The sequence below is a fragment of the Paenibacillus hodogayensis genome, from assembly GCF_039536325.1.
Classification (GTDB): domain Bacteria; phylum Bacillota; class Bacilli; order Paenibacillales; family NBRC-103111; genus Paenibacillus_AB; species Paenibacillus_AB hodogayensis.
In genome coordinates this window covers 1,197,482-1,215,504 of sequence record NZ_BAAAYO010000010.1, presented here as the reverse complement: position 1 = coordinate 1,215,504, position 18,023 = coordinate 1,197,482, and the positions used below count along the sequence as shown (strand labels likewise).

Genomic DNA, 18,023 nt, shown 5'->3' with positions numbered 1-18,023 from the left:
GACACGTCGCTCCCTGAACGGGAGCGCGGATTGAGGCTTGGTCTTTGACCGCGTGGCAACCATCCACGTTTTGTTGTATATCGCCAAAAGAACCATTTAAAAAAATTCCTTCGCTGAGGACAAAGAGTCCCACTAACTCGAGAAGCCTCCTGTTTGTGCCGGAGGAGTCGTCACTTAACATAAGCGGCAAATACTCGCCGAAAAGTGAAAACAGATCCGTTCTCAATGGCTTTTCTCAATTCAATCAGCTAAAGCTCAAGTCCCTTTCATAGCGTATACACTGAAAGATTATCCATGATTTAATCTCTGAATTCCCGGATGTTTCATATCTACTTTGACATGGACTATATATTGGTGCCGGTCTTTTTACAGCATACATACGGTTCTAAATTCCGCTCTCCTTGAAGGCTATAGCGACTTCCGTCTTGGCCGTAGTTTCGACAACCACTTGATGGTCATACTAATATTTATCTTAAAGTCACTAAAACTTGACCTATTGGTCTTATCGTGATACACTTTATTCCACGGCAGGTTGTGCTACATGATATGTACAGCATAGACAGTACGAGAAAGCACCTCATTGCGAATACGACAGCACTTGTCGGGAGGGAGGTGTGAAGTAAACATGTCAGACGAAATTCCGCTACTCGAACGAATGAAAGCTTCCATGACAGACGAAGCAATTTCCTTATTTAAACACAGGCAGCAGACAAAGGGGGCTAGAACAGTAACGATTTCTTACCATGCTCAACAAGAAATGGCTGCAGACAATATTACAGCCAAATTGCTAATTGACTGTATGGCGGCAAACCCTGAGCTCATTGAGTTTCATTGGGAGTACCCCCATAAAAAAAGTAAAGGCGTTTTTCTTTGTGAGCCTGGGCAGTTTCAACCATTTCATGTGGTTTGTAATGTAGAAGATGACGCCGTCTTTGTAGTTACTGCTTATGTAGTTACACCGGATAAGTATAGGGACGATAACAAGACAAGGCAACCGAGAAGCAACAAAAAGCACTTATAAAACTCTGACTTTGAAATCAAAGGTAATACATATTCCTTGGGGTTCCTTACGGGAATGGGGAGCCTCAAGGGATGATACCAAAATATCATATATAGTAGTAGGACAGTTGCTGAAGTTAAACACATTATTGAGTATATGGAGGAGTTGACTATATGAAATGTCCCATTTGCAAATCCACACTTGTGGAGAAGTCTGCAAATGCCCGGAGAATCGTTAAAGGACATAAATTTACTTTTAAAAACATTCCCGCCCTTGTTTGTGAAAATGAGCTTTGTGGCCAAATCATTTTTGATTCACTAATTATTGAGGAGTTGGATGAAGCTGTAGCCACGCTTGAACCAGAGGATTTACTTAAAGGAATCATTACGTACGAAGAAATTAAGAAAAGATTAGCCCTATTGCAAATGAATTAATTGGAGATAACTATGGATAAAATGGAGGAGCTGTACAAAGTAGTAAATTTCATTAGGGACTATCGAAAGAAATTAAATATCACACAAGAACAAATTGCAACTAAGTTAGATATGAGTCCATCTTTTATTAACAAAATAGAAAATGGCGTTAAAATACCTTCACTTACTCTTTCTTTTTTGATCCTAGAAGCAATGAAAGATATATATATGGATGAAACAGGACTTTATGTAGACTTACACTTTGAAGATTTATTTTTATTGGAACATCTCAATTCAAAGTAGGTCGAGTACATAGTTGAAACTGAAGAATAACTACGACTTACAATTGTAAGCTAATATTAGGAGATTTAATTATGGAATAATGTGTATTATTTTTTTCTGTGAATTGATTTGATTAGAGCTAGCTTTGAATCATTGATTTAGAGCTAGCTCTACTATATGCACAAATTTCGGAATGCAACGATTTTTCTGTATGAGCGTAGGCGGGAACAGAGCTTAGGATTGACTTGCTTCTAAAAATGTGGATTACTGCTACATAAGCCAGCATGCTTAAAAATTGATCCTCGAGCAATTTGCCCAAGTCACCCATCGTTTTAAATTTTCTAGAGTCAAATAATGTTTCGTTATCGAGACAGACAATATCTGCATTCAACTCCCGCGTAATGTGCTTCCATTCACTAATGATGCCATCGTAATCGCGACCCAATCGATCCAGCGCATCGAGATAAACCAAATCCCCTTCACGTATCATCATGCGCATTGCCTGGTAACGAGGCCGGTTGAAGTCTTTCCCGCCTTTGTTTATCCACAAAAATAAATCGTTCTTCCACACCAAGCTCCCGAAACTTAATAAGCTGCCGTTCTGGATTTTGATCTTTAGCCGACACACGACCATACGCCAGTTTCATGCTATCGCAAGCCCCCAATAGTGTTTCAAAATCCTGTTTAAATATGGAGTTTTAGTAAAGTTATTATAAAATTTACTGTTTATAATGCCGAACAAGCATCTATTTTGGGGTAGTACCAGCGTAGCTGACACCACCCGAGACCGGTCGACTCACCGTCTTAGAACCATGAGAGATATTAGTTAAAGCCTCGCTGATTACAATATAATCAGCGAGGCTTTTATAGTGTATTCAAGCTTCAGCGCAGGAGCTTGGTGGAGTGCCTGCCTGATCAGGAAACCACTTTACAGAAGGGACATTCTGTAAAGTGGTTTGGCAGTATGGTATGCTTCCTGACACAGTAGTAACCAGAAACGCACCCAATTGGAACCGACACAGACGTATCTACAGCAGCTCTTAATGGAGGCACGGAGCATACTTGTTTCAAACCTCTGGTGCCGTCTCCAGCGGATGTCTCCGACGACGGCGGCTGAATTCTCCACCTTCGCGTCACAGGTACTTCGGCTCCTTGTTGAGCATCAGGATCCGTCGTGCCGGCATCCATGACGAAGCGATCGGTCGACGAGCGCAGCAGATACCGTTCTAATACCTGAACTACAGTTCAATATTAACGTCACCGCGTGAAAGTAATCGACTACGTCAGATGGGTCGCCAGACATCTCTAAACGAACCCGTCTTTTTGGGAACCTTTTTTGTTTTGCTTAGTCTATTTATTTAGAGGTGAAAAAATGAATGAGGATTATTTGAATCATGTCACTAAGATCGATCACTCCATAATTAGCGATATTACGAAAAAATATTGGAACGATGTATGGAACTATGCTTTTCTAATTACCAAGGACTATGATCAATCAAGTGATATTGCTCAGGATGTTTTTGTAAAAGCTTTTAAATCGATCAACACTTATAGAGGTGAAGGATCCGTAAAAACATGGCTTTTAGTTATCACTCGTAACACAGCATATTCCTACCTAAAATCTGCTTTTTTCCGAAAAGTAACCCTATTCGACGTCATGCACTCAAACGCAAGTGCGGCATCCGCCGAGAAAGTGTTCTTTGACATGAACTTCATAAATGAAGTTTGGGCGGCCGTTATGGATCTTCCGAGACATTACAGAGAAGTTATTGTGCTAGATGCGCAATATGAAATGTCGATTGAAGAAATATCAAAATTCTTGAATCTTTCGAAGGGTACAGTTAAGTCGCGAATTCACCGTGCACGGAAAATACTGACAAAAAAGATAAAAGAGGAGGATGGGTATGCCAGAAATTAAACCCCACTGGTATAACGATTTAAAAAATGGACCTTTAGTTAGCGCTTCTAAAGCAACACAGCAGATAATAAACGATATTGAAATGAGAGTAAACATTACCAGCACTAGAAGAAGTATTAAAATGAAGTTCATTTGGATTCCAGTTGCCTTCTGCCTAGTATTTGTTCTAATTAAAGTAATAGGATTAGGTATTGAAGGTAATTTATGGACTGCAGTTACTGGGAGGGTTTCAACCACATATTCACCTGCAGATGACGAAAAAGTGTTTAACGACGCAGGGAATTTAATCACTATGGACAAGAAATGGCTCATGCCAAGATACACGTTTGATGCCTATTTAGCGTTTTCCAAAAACAAGGCAGATGAGATGCTCATTGGAATGGAGCCCCTAGATATATTTCGAATTTACGGGTATGCCTCAGAAAAGGGTGATTACGAAACATTGTATGCATTATTTATACAAGGTTACGGGACCCCCTCCCGCGAAGAATTTTTTTCGGGTGTAGCAAAAGATCCAGGGATGCAGGAACGATCGAAGAAGCAATGGGAGACATGGAAGAAAAGCTATCGACTACAGGAAGAAGTGAACGGAACCCAAGTTACAATTCGAATGGTTTCTCCAGATCCATCAAAGATGAATGGTAGTAATTTTCGGGTGATTAAGAACGAAAAAGGCATTTGGAAAGTTGCTTGGCCTGCAATCCAATAAAGAAAGAAACAGCTCTCCACAAGCAGGAAGCGTTTGCTTGTGGAGAACTGTTTAGGGACTTTTGTCGAAAGCTCTTACCAAACTACATTATATTTTCCCGGCTGATCAGGATAATTAAAATTATAGACATTGATATTGTGGTAACCATCAACTTCAAAATTATAGGAGTCCTCGACAAATCCATCCAAGGTTGTGGAAGATTCAAGACCAGTAAGTGCATCTTTACATATTGCAATAACCCAATTAGTAGAATTGTTTGGTCCTGTGTTAGGTCCAGGCATAGATGTTACCCCAAGAACGCCAGGCGAGTAAATATCAACCGACTGAGTGCCGAAATCATACGTTCTCCAATCACGTAATGAAATCTCACCAGATTTCTGCGGATCTTTTCGGATGTAAAAATTATCGTTTTCACTGACAACGGTTTTGAAAAAAGCTGAATCAGATAATGCTACATAACCTGAGTCAGTAATCTTTTTAAGTTCTTCTTTTGGAAAAATCCCTACAGTTGATCGATCTAACTTCCATTGACCATCAACAAGTACAACATCATAAGGAATCACCGGAAGTTCCTTGCCGTCCGGGGAACTCAGTTCTGCAATATATACTTCATACTTTGAAGCTTGTATTTTTTTAATGTTGACAATGTCATAGTTTGTTTTCGTACCTTCTAAACTTTTTGCTTTTGCCTGGTAAGCCGCTCGATCGGAATCAGCAATAGATTCTAAAAATAGTAGGCTATCCTTACTCTCTATGCTTTTATAATAGTTATTAACCGTCTGCTCTACTAAAGCTCTTTCAGACTGTGCGGACGCATTCGCGGTATTCGTTATTCCGGTGAATACAAAACAGCAAGACATAACAGTAGCAACAATCGAACCCAACATCTTACTTCTCATATCATTTCTCCTCATTTCCTATAATTTTAATGTGAATCAAGAATATTGATTACTCCATACTAAATTCTAAATTCACCACCTTTTTTATTTTTTACCTCAAATACATAATAAAACCAATTAATTCCTCTATCAGAATAACATTTATTACGGAATACTAGAATAGTTCTATATTATCAAAATACCATGCAAGTTATTTCCATAATTCGACTTTATTATAAGTAATAGTTAAGACGAATCACGTATTGGATTAGGCGATATTTTTGCTTTTAGCTGCTTCAGAACCTGTCATCTGTACGAACACGAACCGATCAATTATGAAAGGGGATTCTGATATTCGGTTGTTCCTTATTTAAAGGACATTCAACTGATTCCTACAACACAATCTGCCCGGAAAGTAGAAGAGCTATAAAAAATCCGCCAGCAGAATGCTGGCGGACAACTAAAACAATTTACAGTAGGGTACCGCTCACCAGACCTTGGTTCAACGGGATATCCATAGCGCTTTGCGATTACACTCCAGTCCATAGCTTTTCTACCGGATGTGCCGCACAGCTTGGGACACATCCCGTATATCCCCATCTTGCCGTCTTTCGTCCATTCTTTTTTCGTGTAAGAAACCAGGTTAAAGCTTCTTTCCCAAAGAATAATGGGAATTTGAGTTTTATACCCTCTATTGAACAGAATACGACTACCCTCATAAAAATTTTGCTGCTTCTTATTTCTCTTCAAATACATTTGGTAATGAGCAAGATCGTTTGAACCTCCGCACCCTTGAAAGGGTGGGATTCTTAGCTCGTTATCGGACGCATGCCGTTTCCGCTTTGCCCAACTGCTAAGTTAACGGCTAGTTCAATAGCCCATCCTAGTTCAGAGCATATAGCTAACTAGGCTGGCAGACTGTCACCATCTACCACAGGTTGACGCATGATGTTTATTGCTCCAACTCTGTCTCTATGTGCGTTAAATCCACATGAACATTGATATGCTCTATCCTTTGCTTTGTTCCGCTGACCACAAGCAGGACACGTTTGCGAAGTATATGCAGGATTAACTTCCTGTACTTCAATTCCTGCCAATACTGCTTTATAACTGATGAACGATTGCAACTGGTAGAATGACCAACTATGCAGATTCTTAGCGTTTTTACGACTTGTTCTCGCCCTGGATGTAGGGCTGCTCGACCGGCGAGGCCACAACTTTCACTTTGCCGGGACTGGCGGCGACCAACGCGGGCAAATTGCCGATATGGTCCAGATCCTGATGCGTAATGACGATATGGGTAAGCCGATCCAGCAGGAATCCGGCTTGTCCGATCGCTTCGGCGAGGAGCGGAAGCTGTCCCGGATAACCGGTATCGATCAGCGCGATATACCGGTCGTCGCAGACGAGCGTGGGGTGAATCGTTTCGGTGCGACCCATCATCTCAGCGGACAGGGTGAGCATCCGGATAGTTGGATTAGTAGTCATAGCGAACCCTCCTAGGGCTTTGGTTAAGATACTTAACCATCGTAGCAGAGGAGGAAGATATTATAAATTGTAAAATAATATATTATACCACAAAAATAATTAAATGTCAATATATCGTTCGTGAATCTATTGTGTCTATTTCTTTTGACAAACGTCTATTTCGCAGCTTGTTTCACTCCATTAAGATTCAAGGGCAAGCGTCGGTCGTTGGTTGACGACATGAAAGAAGCAAGGCCGTTCATGTTCCGGTAGGCTGTCCGTTAAGATTCGCTCGAGGCGCCGGTTGGGCTTTTCGCATGAAAAAAGATTGACTTCGTTAACTGTATACAATATTATTACAGTATTCTTACGGAAAGGTGGAGACTGCCAATGAACAGCGATATGACCGTCGCGATCCATAGCCTTGTATTTCTGGCTTATTTGCCCGAGCATATGGCAAGCAGCGAATCGATTGCCAGCAGCGTCTCCACCAATCCGACCCGCGTACGGAAAATTATGAGCTGCTTGCGCGCGCACGGGTTTGTGAGAACGAAGGAAGGCATCGGCGGCGGCTACATCCTGAACTGCGATCCGCGGCAGGTGACGCTGGCCGACATTTACCGGGCTTTCCTGTGCGGCATGACGTTGAAGCCGCATTGGAATTCCGGCGATCCCGAGGATTCGTGTCTCGTCTCTTCCAATATGCCGAGCGTGATGGACGATATTTTTCAGGAAGCGGAGACGCAATACCAGAAATGTCTGGAACAGATGACGATCCAGAACGTTCTGGAGCGGGTCCAGGATTGCAAGCACACGTCATGATGCTTCATGATGCGGCTTGCCGACGGTAGCCCGCGTTTTTAACGGCATTAATGTATCTAAAGCTGATACAGTTCAAAATCATACAGGCGGTGAAAAAAACAATGGTCCAATTTTCGGTTCTCGATGTTTCTCCCATTATCGCAGGCGGCACGGTCGCGGATTCGCTTCGCAATACGCTTGATCTGGCGCGCCATGCAGAACGATGGGGCTATACCCGCTTTTGGCTGGCCGAGCATCATAATTCGCCAAGCATTGCCAGCTCTGCTACCTCCGTCGTTATCGCTCACGTCGCTGCGGGCACCTCGACCATCCGGGTCGGCTCCGGGGGCATTATGCTTCCGAATCACGCCTCGCTCGTGATCGCCGAGCAGTTCGGCACGCTCGAATCGCTGTATCCGGGCCGGATCGATCTCGGCTTGGGAAGAGCGCCGGGCACCGATCATTTGGCGGCTTCCGCGCTCCGGGGCAAGAGCGGGCGCGACGGCCACGATTTCCCTGATCAATTGGCCGAGCTGCGGGCGTACTTCTCCGGCCGGATGCCGGTACGAGCGATTCCCGGCGAAGGACTCGACATTCCGATCTGGCTGCTGGGCTCGAGCGACTTCAGCGCGCGGCTGGCCGCCGAGCTGGGGCTGCCGTTCTCCTTCGCGGGCCACTTCTCGCCGTTGGCGCTGATGCCCGCACTGGAGCTCTATCATCGCAACTTCCAGCCCTCCAAAGTTCTGGCGGAGCCTTACGCTATGGTGGCGGTCAACGTGATCGCCGCGGACACGGACGAGGAGGCCGAACGGCTCGCCACGAGCGGACAGCAGCTGTTCCTGAGCTTCATCCGCAACACCCCCGGTCCGCTCCCGGCGCCGGTGAAAAGCATGGAAGGGCTATGGACCGAGCGCGAGAAGGTCGCGCTGCAGCAAAATCTCGGCTCCGCTATCGTCGGTTCGCCCGACACGGTCAAGCAGAAGCTGGAGAAGCTGATCAAGGATACGCGGGCCAACGAAATTATGGCGGTCGCTCACATTTATGAGCATAAAGCCCGTCTTCGGTCTTACGAAATTTTGGCAGATTTGTACCAACTGAACGGCTCTAACGGCAAGGCGTAAAGAGAACATATATTTTCGGACAGGTGAGTGATGTATGGAGAGGAAAGCAAGCGGGCAGAAACAGATGTTTTTGCTCATGATCAACATGTTTATCGCCATGCTCGGGATTGGGCTTATTATTCCCGTGCTCCCTGAATTTCTTAAGGAATTCGGCGCGGGAGGCAAGACGGCGGGGTATCTCGTCGCGGCTTTCGGGCTGACGCAATTTATTTTTTCGCCGATTGCCGGCGAGCTGTCCGACAAATACGGCCGTAAAATCATGATCGTATCCGGATTGCTGTTGTTTACGATCTCTAATCTGATCTTCGCCATGGCCGAGCAAATATCCCTGCTGTATGTTTCCCGGCTCATCGGGGGCATTAGCGCCGCGGCGATGATCCCGGCGATGCTCGCTTATGTTGCCGATATTACGACCGAAGAGAAGCGGGGCAAAGGGCTTGGTTTGCTGGGCGCCTCCATGTCGCTCGGCTTCGCCATCGGCCCGGGCATCGGCGGCTTTCTCGCCGAGCTTGGCTTGCGGGCGCCGTTCTACGTATCCGCGATGGTCGGCGTGCTGGCGACGGTCGGCTCTCTGCTGTTCGTGCCGGAATCGCTGTCCAAGGAAGCGCAGCAGACGTCGCGTCAGGCGACGGTAAAACGGGAAAACATTTTCCGCCAATTCGGCAAATCGTTCCGCGCCTCTTATTTTGTATGGCTGATCCTGATCTTCTCGCTGACGTTCGGGCTCGCCAATTTCGAGGCGATCTTCCCGCTGTTCGTCGACCAGAAGCATCATTACACTCCGATGAATATTTCGATTATTATTACGGTCGGGGCTTTAGGCGGTACGTTGATCCAGGGCATATTCATCGGCAGGCTGATCAACCGGTTCGGGGAACGGGCGCTGATCAACTGGACGTTCCTGCTGTCCGCGGTTTCGATGGTGTTGCTGCTGCTTTCCGGCAACTTCATCTACGTGCTGATCGTTACGGTGCTGTTCTTCGCGCTGACCTCGATTATGAGGCCGGCGATCAATACGCTATTGTCCAAATCGGCGGGAGACGAGCAAGGCTTCGTGGCCGGGATGAACAACGCCTATATGAGCCTCGGCAATATTTTTGGCCCGGCGGTGGCGGGTACGCTGTTCGACGTGCACATTAATGCGCCGTATTTGCTCGGGGCAGTCATTCTGCTGTTCAGTCTGTACTTGTCGATGTCCCGGGGACGGGTGCCGAAAAAGATCGCCTTGGCGGATTGAGGGTTGAGAAAGTTTGTTTGGCAAAGCGGGACCTTAGCTGAATAAGCGATAATCGGGTCGGAACGTTATCTGGCAGTGTAACAGCTGCGGAACGTTCCGGCTTTTTCGTTTGAGCAAATGTAGCGCTTTATCCAAGCTGTGATATACCGATGCTGTCCGCTGATTCCTCATTTACATGGTGGTATTGAAAATGGCTTGGCTGAGGGGTTAATGGTAACTAGTTAAATATAGTAAATTTGGTTCTTTTAACTTACAAAATAAGTAATTATAATTAATTGCTGCCTTATTTTTACTACGTTCCTTGCACTGCGAGTTGCGGTACAGATTAGGCAACGTCCAAATGAATGGTTCTCCTCTTTACGGATTAATTGGAATCATCCTGAAATGTATCTCTAAACTGACCATACGAGGGTATATGAAATGATTAAAAACCGCTTTTGGTTTTTTGTAGTAATCGTGTGTTTATTTGTTTCTATTGCGGCCAATTGGTATCAATATGAAAAGAACGTGTCGGATCAACAAAAAGTGGATCATGCATTTGCAAGTGAACTCGGGAGGGTAGCTTCGGCATTAGACGCTAAAACGGAAGACAATCGAGTAGTCTATTTGCTGATCGTAGAGCATCTTTCAAAAGCATCTGCACTTTCGTCTCATAATTCTGACAACAAGCTAGCGTCATCCATTTCGAGTCATCTATCCGAAATGATAAATGCTTTTAGAAATAGTAGCCAAAATCCGAATGGTATTCGTGATCAAGATGAGCTCAAGAAACTGTTCGTTCAGCTTTCGGAAGAACCCATAAATATGGAAATATACTCCAAAATATTTGATATACTTTATAAACAATAACTCAATTACAAATAACCGTAAATCGAAAGCGGCAGTAATTCAACGGATGAATAAAAACCGGTTCGGAGGTTTTCCTCTGCAGCCGGTTTTTTGCGTAGCAACGCTACCGTTTCGTTTAGCATATATTCCGTTGCTTTAGTTGTTTAATTTATGGCATAAATCAGACTAGCAACTCCAATAATGGGCAGTTACATTGCCTTCTTTATTTTGTTTGGAATTGCCGATCATTTCGGAGCCATGACACTACGTTAACAATTTGGAAGTATACTCATGTTGTCAGACAGCAATGTGCGGGACTCCGCACGCAGCGGCGTTGTGAATGCTCACCATCCAATAACGAAAGGAAATAAACGACAAGCATGGAGAAGAAACTGCTCTATCTTAAAGTGAAGGAACAGATTGAACAAAGCATCAGCAGCGGAGAATTGAGACCGGGCGACCGCCTTCCTTCCGAGCCGGAGCTTGCCCGAAAGTTTGAGGTCAGCCGTCCGACTTTGCGGGAGGCGCTGAAGATGCTGCAGCGAGAGAAAGTGCTGATCAGCAGAAACGGAGTCGGAACGTACGTCAGCAGCCAGACGGATTTTATACTGAACCCGCTCAACAAGCTGCAAAGTCTCGGACAAATGATCAAGAACGGAGGCTATGTGGTTAGCGAAACGGACGTAAGGCAATATACGCGGGAGCCGGAGGACGATTGGAAGGCGCTGCTGAACATCGAAGAGCCGGTAGTCGTGCTGGAACGCTCCAGAACGGCGGACAGCCGCAAGGTCGCATTTTATTACAACATCTTTCCGCAAAGCTTGGCTGCGGACCATTTCAGCGACGGCTTCTCCGGAGCCATCTTCGATTATTTGCGAAGCCGGATGGGCATCTCGATTTCGTACGCCATTACCGAAATCAGCGCGTTGAACCGCGACAATGAGATGGACCGGAAAGCCGAAGACGTGCTGGGCAGCCAGATCGTGCTGTTAAAGCAGCTTCATTACGACGATGCGGATAAGCCGGTCTTTTATTCGTTCGACTACTTGAAGACGGACGTCATCAAGCTGTATATGAAACGCGACTAGCAGCACCTTTAATAAATTCTTCATGCCCATTTGACGTTCGCCTAATAATCCGGAGCTATCCTTGAAGATGTCAGACAGCTAGACGAAGATATTTAAGGAGGCCCATTATGCAACGGAGTTGGAGCAGCAAATGGATGGTTGCATCATCAGTCGTTTTACTTGCCGCCTTTTCGATCTTGACGGGATGCGGCAGCAGCGGCAGCGGCGGGAAAGCTCCGGCTTCAGCCGAACCGGCCGGAGCAACGCAGTCACCCGCGGCAAAGCCGGAAACGCCGGCCGCATCGAAGAAGCTGGTCGTATACGCGGCCATGAACGAAGATGACATCATCCAGATCCAGAAGAAGTTCAAGGAAGACACCGGGATCGACATCGAGTATTTGCGTCTTAGCGGTCCGGGAGAAGCGAGCACCCGCATTCAGGCGGAGAAGGCTTCCCCCAAAGCCGACATCATGATCGGCGGGTCTTCCGAGTTCTATGATCCTCTCGGACAGCAGGGGCTGCTTGAGAAATACACTTCGCCGAATGCGAAGGAAATCGACAGCCAGTTCAATGACCCGAACGGTTACTGGCAGGGCTGGTACATGGGCGTGCTCGGTATCGTGCTGAACACGGATCGCTTCAAGAAGGAGCTGGAGCCGAAGGGTGTGAAGGAGCCCAAAACGTGGGACGATCTGCTCGATCCGAACTACAAAGGGCAGTTCATTACTTCCAACCCGGCGACGGCGGGAGGAGCTTACATTTTCGCAGCGGACCAATTGTTCCGCCTCGGCGAAGAGAAAGGCTGGGACTACTTGAAGAAGCTTCACGGCAATGTGCATCACTACACGCAGGGTGCCGTGGACGGCATTAATCTGACGGCAACGGGAGAGTTCGTAGCCGGCATGTCCTGGGCTCACGATATTGTGAAATCGGCCAAGCAGGGCTATCCGATCAAGGTTATCGTTCCGGAGCAAACAGCTTTTGAAATCGGCGGCTCCGCTGTCGTCAAGGGCGGACCAAACGCCGACAATGCCAAAAAGTTTATCGACTGGCTGCTCACGAAGCCGGTAGGGGAAATGAACACGAAGCTGTCAAACCGCTATTCCGTGCGCAAGGACGTGGAGCCGCCGGCTGGCATGATCAAAATCGAGGACGTCAAGCTGGTCAACTACGACAGAGTCAAGGCTTCCGAGATGAAGGCAGAAGTTGTGAAAAAGTTTACGGATATGATTGGCGCTAAATAGCCGCCGCCGAGCAATAGTACTTTGCAACCGTTAGGCGGGAGGGAATGAAGCTTCTCTCCCGCACCATGTTTAGTTTATTTGGAAAGGCGGAAATGTTCTTGATTTCTTCTCTTAGCGAAGCATGGGAGGATCTGAAGCGGATCAAGAATGAGCCGGCGCTTGCAGTCGTTCTGGCTGCTGCTGCGATCGTTACGCTTTATTTCGTCATTTGGCCGGTCCTGAAGGTGGTCAGTCTTCCCCGGCTCTCCGATTATTGGACATTGTTCACCAACTCCAGGTGGACCGATGCGTTCCTTCACAGCATGTTTATGACGGCGATTTCGACCTTGTCCTGCACGGCGATCGCCTTTGCCTTTGCGTATGCCTTGACCAGATTGAACGTCCCGCTGAAGGGACTGTTCCGATTCGTGACCATACTGCCGATCGTTTCGCCGCCGTTCATCGTAGCCTTGTCTTACATTTTGTTATTTGGCCGGCAAGGGATCGTAACGAAGCAAATTCTTCATTTAAATACGGACATTTACGGCTGGCACGGGTTATGGCTTGTGCAGACGATTACGTTTTTTCCATATGCGTTCACCGTTCTGTACGGCGTGATGAGGACGGGCTCCGTCAGCCTGGAATATGCCGCTTACAATTTGGGGGCAAGCCGCTGGCAGGTGTTCAAGGATATCGTCCTTCCGCTCAGCAAGCCGGGCCTTGCAGGCGGTGCCCTGATCGCGGCGATGAACGTTCTGGCCGACTTCGGCAATCCGATTATTATTGCCGGCAATTATACGCTGCTTCCGACCGAAGCCTACATGCAGATGTCGGGTCTGTATAATTTGCCGATGGCAGCGGCGCTGTCTACCGCGCTGCTCGTTCCCGCCCTATGCCTGTTTATGCTCAACCGGTATTGGGTCGGACGGCGATCCTACGTGACGGTTACAGGCAAAGAAACTTCTTTGCCGCATTATCCCGTGCCTCTCTATGTGAAGTGGGGGCTGTTCTCCTTCTGTTTGCTGGTGTCTCTCTTTGTCTTGACGGTGTACGGCGTGTTGTTCTATGGAGCTTTCACCAAGGTATGGGGCTACGATTGGTCGTTTACCTTGAAAAATATGTACTACGTGTTCGACAAGCGGCGGGAGATGATCAACAGCATTAATTATGCGGTCGCTTCGGCGTTGGCGGCTTCGTTGTTGTCTTTGCCGCTCGCTTATGCGGTGCAAAGGAAACGGATCGGGGTGAACCGGATTCTCGATTTCATCGCTCTACTGCCAGGGGCGGTGCCCGGCGTATTCCTCGGTCTTGGCTTCGCTATGGCGTTTAACGAACCGCCGCTGGCGTTTACGGGAACGTCCGCCATTATGATTGTGGCCTTGATGTTCTGGAATTTGCCGGTCTGCTACAGCTCCAATCTTGCCGGACTTCAGCAGATCGGAACTTCGCTGGAGGAGGCCTCGTACAATTTGGGCGCAGGCAGCTTCGGCACGTTCAGGCATATTTTGCTGCCGCTGTTGAGGGGGCCGTTTCTGTCCGGGATGGTCATGTCGTTCCTGCGCTCCGTCACTTGCTTAAGCGTCATCATTTTCCTCTATTCCGCAAAGACGTCGGTCGGGACGATCTCCATTCTGGGCCTCGTTCAGAACGGCGCCTGGGGAAGCGCGTCCGCGCTCACCGGAGCGTTGATTATTATAGCCTTCGCCATCTTGGGGGCCGCTTTTCTGACGCTGAAAAGGCGGGGACATTCCATGGAGTTATAAGCTGGAGGGAGCGGCAGCATGAGTATACATTCGGAAGAATGCATCATTCGGATCGATCAGGTGAGCAAATCGTTTGGTGCGTTTCAAGCGGTGCGCCAAGTATCGCTCGATATTGAGAAGGGCAGCTTCACGACGCTGCTCGGCCCGAGCGGCTGCGGCAAAACGACGCTGATGAGGCTGATTGCGGGATTTTACGAGCCGGATGCGGGGCAAATTTTCATCGAAGGAAGCCGGGTTAACGGAAAGCCCGCCTTCAAAAGAAATACGCCGCTTGTGTTTCAGGAATATGCGCTGTTTCCTCATATGACGGTGTTCGATAATATCGCCTACGGGCTTAAGCTAAGGAAGACGGAGCGGACCGTCATTCGGCGAAAGGTAGAAGAGATGCTGGACATGTTCGGACTCCGCGGCATGGAAAGCCGACTCCCGAAGGAGCTGAGCGGCGGCCAGCAGCAGCGGGTAGCTTTCGCCAGGGCGCTGGTGATCGGCCAAAACATTTTGCTGATGGACGAGCCGCTCAGCAACCTCGACGCCAAGATGAGAGTTGAAGTGAGAAGCGAGCTTCGCGAGCTCCAGCAGCGCACCGGGGTGACCGCAATCTTCGTCACGCACGATCAGGACGAGGCGTTGTCCTTGTCGGACCGGATTGCGGTGTTCCAGCAGGGCCTTGTACGTCAGATCGGCACGCCATGGGACATTTACTTCAAGCCGAACAGCCGGTTTGTGGCGGACTTCGTGGGTACGGCAAACTTTCTCCACGGTACGGTTGCCGGCTTGGAGGAAGGGGATATCATCGTGCGCTGCCATAAACAGCTATTCCGGGTTGCCGGCAACGGAGGCTCGTTCCGAACGGGAGACCAGGTAACGCTGGTCATCAGGCCGGAATGTATAGCGGTGTCGCAGCCGTCTAGCGATGTCGGCATCTCCTTCAACGCCTGGAGCGGGGACATTGTCCGCAGCAGCTTTCTCGGGCACATGATTCGCTACGGCGTAAGCGCCGACTCTTTCGAATGGACCGTCGACGATTCCAGTCCGAGTCTGCGGGGGTATTTGCAGGGGAAGGTCGGCATGAGCGTCGATAAACGAAGCATTCATATTTTGCCCGCCGAGGCGAAGGAGGCGCAGGATGAGCAAGGCGACCGTGCAATTTCTTAATGTAGGCTGGGGGGATGCCCATCTCATTCATCATCCTTCCGGCCAGCTAACCTTAATCGACGGCGGGGACGGTTCCGTCGATTCCGAACAAGACCATCCGCTGCTTTGGATGATTCGCAACGGGAAGCTGAAGCTGGATTGGATGATTTTGACCCATATCCATGAGGATCATTTGAACGGGCTGCTCGATATTGCGAAGGCGCTTCGGGTAGACAAGGCGATTCTCCCATACGAGCCGTTGGAGCTTCCTCCACAGGAGCTGGCCGAAACGCTCGGGACTCCGCAAGCGAGGGGAGTCTACGGCATGCTGTTCTCTTATATGGAGCTGATTCGCGTGCTGGAGGAGCAGGGGACGGAGATTAAGTGGCGCAGCCGCTTGAATAGCGAGGACAGTTCTGTCGTTTGGTCGGAAGCCGGAGTCACGCTGCGTCATCTGTACCCGTGGGAAGGAGACCCTCTTCCGGCATGGGAAGTGTTGGCGAAGGCGGTCGGGGATCATTCGGCCGAGGGGATGGTTGCGCTGGAAAGCTTCTTCGACCTGTCCAATCATGACAGCTCCGTATATCGCTTAACGGAGGAGAGCCTGGAGGAGGGCGGAGTTCTTTTCGGCGGCGATCAGCTTGAGCCGGGGTGGGAGCGTCTGGCGAAGCGGACGAATTTGCAATGCCAAATATGGAAAGTCGCTCATCACGGAATGAGCGACGGCTTGAACGTCCGACTGCTGGAACTGATCAAACCGAAGCTAGGCGTCATTCCGGTCAGCGAAGAGCGCGGACAGCCTTTCCGGCCGTATTGGGAGGAGCTGCGCGCTTCGGCCGGCTTCGCTTATTGGTTGACCGGCAATGTGCCGCCGGGAGAAAGCAGGCTCCTTGCAGACGGTCCGATTCGCGTGGAAGTTGGCTCTTGATCGTATGGATATCTGAAATAGCACTTGATGGAGGCGTCAAACCGATGGAGGAATTGCTAGTACAATCCGCTGCCCTGTACGCTCGGGAAGCGGGCGAGTTGGTTGCGGGCCTCATGAACAAGCCTTATGGCATCCAGCAAAAGGTGAATCGTTCCGATCTCGTGACGGAGGCGGACGTCAGTAGCGAAAAGCTGCTGAGAGGACGGATCGGACGCGATTATCCCGACCATTGGATATTGTCGGAGGAGAGCGACGGCGCAAACGACCCTTTTGGCGTATGTGAAGAGCCGCCCGCAGGCTACGGATGGATCATCGATCCGATCGACGGGACGATCAATTTCATACACGGCACATCGCACTTCGCCATTTCAATCGGCATTGTGAAGGATGGCGTGCCGGTGGCCGGTGTCGTCTACAACCCTTTAACGGATGAGATGTTTACCGCTCGCCTGAACGGAGGCGCGTACGTCAACGGCGAACGCATTCAGGTCGGGAGCGAAGCCGCGCTTGGCGACGCATTGCTTGCAACCGGCTTCCAAGCGTCGGAATGGAGACCGGGCTCCGGAGTCGTCGAGCAGATCGGACGGGTAGTCGGGACGTCCCGCAGCATGCGGATCATGGGAGCGGCGAGCTTGGACCTTTGCATGGTCGCTTCGGGGAAACTGACCGGATTTTGGCACGGCGGACTTTATCCGTGGGATGCCGCGGCCGGCATCGTCATTTTGAGCGAAGCGGGCGGAGTCGTAACGACGGATGAGGGACGCCCTTACCGTCTATCCGACACTACGCTGGTAGCGAGCAACCGATTGATTCACGACGGTTTGCTTGGCATCGTTGCAAGCGTATAAACCACCCGCCATACTCAGTTAGTTTGCTTGAAAATAGAGCACGGGTCTGGTCTAATGCTTGGCGATTTCTTCTTGGACCAGACATCCAATAAATGAATAAAGCCGGCCCGGAGAATTTCCTCCTGCGGCCGGTTTTTGGCGTAACGAACCTATGGGTCCGTTTAATTCATCGCATAAATTAAAATCGCAATCCCGATGATGGCGGCGATCACGTATATAAGCGTCAGTCGAGTCATATTTCCGCCCGTTTTTTTCTCATACTCCGGATTGCCTTCCTTATTCTGCTTCGAATTGCCGATCAGGATGGTGGCAACCCCGGAAATGGCGGCAAACAGAATGATGATCGTGACGTATACAGCCATATTATCCCCTCTTTTACTTGGTGAGATACGTTAAGCCTAGCAAG

General features: G+C 48.7%; 18 protein-coding genes and 2 pseudogenes. 15 read left to right on the top strand and 5 right to left on the bottom strand.

Annotated features, from left to right (window positions below):
• Positions 1–625 precede the first annotated feature (625 nt).
• The 3 genes from ABD796_RS24215 to ABD796_RS24205 all read left to right on the top strand — a co-directional run bounded on the left by ABD796_RS24215 (position 626) and on the right by ABD796_RS24205 (position 1,716).
• Entirely contained in the window at positions 626–1,021 is a 396-nt protein-coding gene (locus tag ABD796_RS24215) for a DUF4258 domain-containing protein (protein WP_344912754.1), read from the top strand.
• A gap of 152 nt (positions 1,022–1,173) precedes the next feature.
• Positions 1,174–1,434 carry a YgiT-type zinc finger protein gene (locus ABD796_RS24210; protein WP_344912752.1) on the top strand — a complete coding sequence of 87 codons (261 nt, stop codon included), beginning with the start codon at positions 1,174–1,176 and terminating at the stop codon, positions 1,432–1,434.
• A 12-nt stretch (positions 1,435–1,446) separates the two neighbouring features.
• On the top strand, positions 1,447–1,716 hold the full coding sequence (locus tag ABD796_RS24205) for a helix-turn-helix domain-containing protein (protein WP_344912750.1): 270 nt from the start codon (positions 1,447–1,449) through the stop codon (positions 1,714–1,716).
• Positions 1,717–1,963: 247 nt separating this feature from the next.
• Here ABD796_RS24205 and ABD796_RS24200 read toward each other — a convergent pair.
• Positions 1,964–2,342, bottom strand: a pseudogene (locus ABD796_RS24200) (recombinase family protein); the annotation flags it as partial.
• 725 nt (positions 2,343–3,067) lie between these two features.
• On the opposite strand from ABD796_RS24200, the gene ABD796_RS24195 reads away from it, so the two are divergent.
• Together ABD796_RS24195 and ABD796_RS24190 are read left to right on the top strand one after the other, a co-directional pair.
• Entirely contained in the window at positions 3,068–3,613 is a 546-nt protein-coding gene (locus ABD796_RS24195; protein ID WP_344912748.1) for an RNA polymerase sigma factor, read from the top strand.
• A complete protein-coding gene (locus ABD796_RS24190; RefSeq protein ID WP_344912746.1) occupies positions 3,600–4,322 on the top strand; it encodes a hypothetical protein in 723 nt (240 codons plus the stop codon). Before ABD796_RS24195 ends, ABD796_RS24190 begins: the two co-directional genes overlap by 14 nt.
• A gap of 74 nt (positions 4,323–4,396) precedes the next feature.
• On the opposite strand, the gene ABD796_RS24185 is transcribed toward ABD796_RS24190, so the two are convergent.
• The 3 genes and pseudogenes from ABD796_RS24185 to ABD796_RS24175 form a co-directional block, all read right to left on the bottom strand.
• The gene (locus ABD796_RS24185) at positions 4,397–5,221 is read right to left on the bottom strand and encodes a hypothetical protein (protein WP_344912744.1); all 825 of its coding nucleotides are present in this window, start codon (positions 5,219–5,221) and stop codon (positions 4,397–4,399) included.
• Between the two features lie 884 nt (positions 5,222–6,105).
• Positions 6,106–6,381: pseudogene (locus ABD796_RS24180) on the bottom strand (RNA-guided endonuclease TnpB family protein); the annotation flags it as partial.
• The gene (locus tag ABD796_RS24175) at positions 6,365–6,640 is read right to left on the bottom strand and encodes an MBL fold metallo-hydrolase (protein ID WP_344912954.1); all 276 of its coding nucleotides are present in this window, start codon (positions 6,638–6,640) and stop codon (positions 6,365–6,367) included. The pseudogene ABD796_RS24180 and the gene ABD796_RS24175, both read right to left, overlap by 17 nt.
• A gap of 417 nt (positions 6,641–7,057) precedes the next feature.
• On the opposite strand from ABD796_RS24175, the gene ABD796_RS24170 reads away from it, so the two are divergent.
• The 10 genes from ABD796_RS24170 to ABD796_RS24125 all read left to right on the top strand — a co-directional run bounded on the left by ABD796_RS24170 (position 7,058) and on the right by ABD796_RS24125 (position 17,617).
• Positions 7,058–7,489 carry an RrF2 family transcriptional regulator gene (locus tag ABD796_RS24170; protein ID WP_344912741.1) on the top strand — a complete coding sequence of 144 codons (432 nt, stop codon included), beginning with the start codon at positions 7,058–7,060 and terminating at the stop codon, positions 7,487–7,489.
• A 101-nt stretch (positions 7,490–7,590) separates the two neighbouring features.
• Positions 7,591–8,589 carry an LLM class flavin-dependent oxidoreductase gene (locus ABD796_RS24165; protein WP_344912739.1) on the top strand — a complete coding sequence of 333 codons (999 nt, stop codon included), beginning with the start codon at positions 7,591–7,593 and terminating at the stop codon, positions 8,587–8,589.
• Between the two features lie 34 nt (positions 8,590–8,623).
• Positions 8,624–9,826 carry an MFS transporter gene (locus ABD796_RS24160; protein WP_344912737.1) on the top strand — a complete coding sequence of 401 codons (1,203 nt, stop codon included), beginning with the start codon at positions 8,624–8,626 and terminating at the stop codon, positions 9,824–9,826.
• Between the two features lie 420 nt (positions 9,827–10,246).
• A complete protein-coding gene (locus tag ABD796_RS24155; RefSeq protein WP_344912735.1) occupies positions 10,247–10,675 on the top strand; it encodes a hypothetical protein in 429 nt (142 codons plus the stop codon).
• A gap of 359 nt (positions 10,676–11,034) precedes the next feature.
• Positions 11,035–11,742: a GntR family transcriptional regulator gene (locus tag ABD796_RS24150; RefSeq protein WP_344912733.1), complete on the top strand. Its 708-nt coding sequence runs from the start codon at positions 11,035–11,037 to the stop codon at positions 11,740–11,742.
• A gap of 107 nt (positions 11,743–11,849) precedes the next feature.
• Positions 11,850–12,965: an ABC transporter substrate-binding protein gene (locus ABD796_RS24145; RefSeq protein ID WP_344912731.1), complete on the top strand. Its 1,116-nt coding sequence runs from the start codon at positions 11,850–11,852 to the stop codon at positions 12,963–12,965.
• 98 nt (positions 12,966–13,063) lie between these two features.
• Positions 13,064–14,707, top strand: a complete 1,644-nt coding sequence (locus tag ABD796_RS24140; protein WP_344912729.1) for an ABC transporter permease — start codon at positions 13,064–13,066, stop codon at positions 14,705–14,707.
• A gap of 18 nt (positions 14,708–14,725) precedes the next feature.
• Positions 14,726–15,862 (top strand): ABC transporter ATP-binding protein, encoded by a 1,137-nt coding sequence (locus ABD796_RS24135; RefSeq protein ID WP_344912727.1) that lies wholly within the window; start codon positions 14,726–14,728, stop codon positions 15,860–15,862.
• Complete coding sequence (locus ABD796_RS24130; protein ID WP_379117076.1) at positions 15,834–16,769, top strand: ComEC/Rec2 family competence protein; 936 nt, start codon at positions 15,834–15,836, stop codon at positions 16,767–16,769. The genes ABD796_RS24135 and ABD796_RS24130 overlap by 29 nt, the downstream gene beginning before the upstream one ends.
• 44 nt (positions 16,770–16,813) lie before the next feature.
• Complete coding sequence (locus ABD796_RS24125; protein ID WP_344912725.1) at positions 16,814–17,617, top strand: inositol monophosphatase family protein; 804 nt, start codon at positions 16,814–16,816, stop codon at positions 17,615–17,617.
• 161 nt (positions 17,618–17,778) lie between these two features.
• Here the strand turns inward: ABD796_RS24125 and ABD796_RS24120 are convergent, their stop codons facing one another.
• The gene (locus ABD796_RS24120; protein ID WP_344912723.1) at positions 17,779–17,979 is read right to left on the bottom strand and encodes a hypothetical protein; all 201 of its coding nucleotides are present in this window, start codon (positions 17,977–17,979) and stop codon (positions 17,779–17,781) included.
• Between the last annotated feature and the right edge of the window lie 44 nt (positions 17,980–18,023).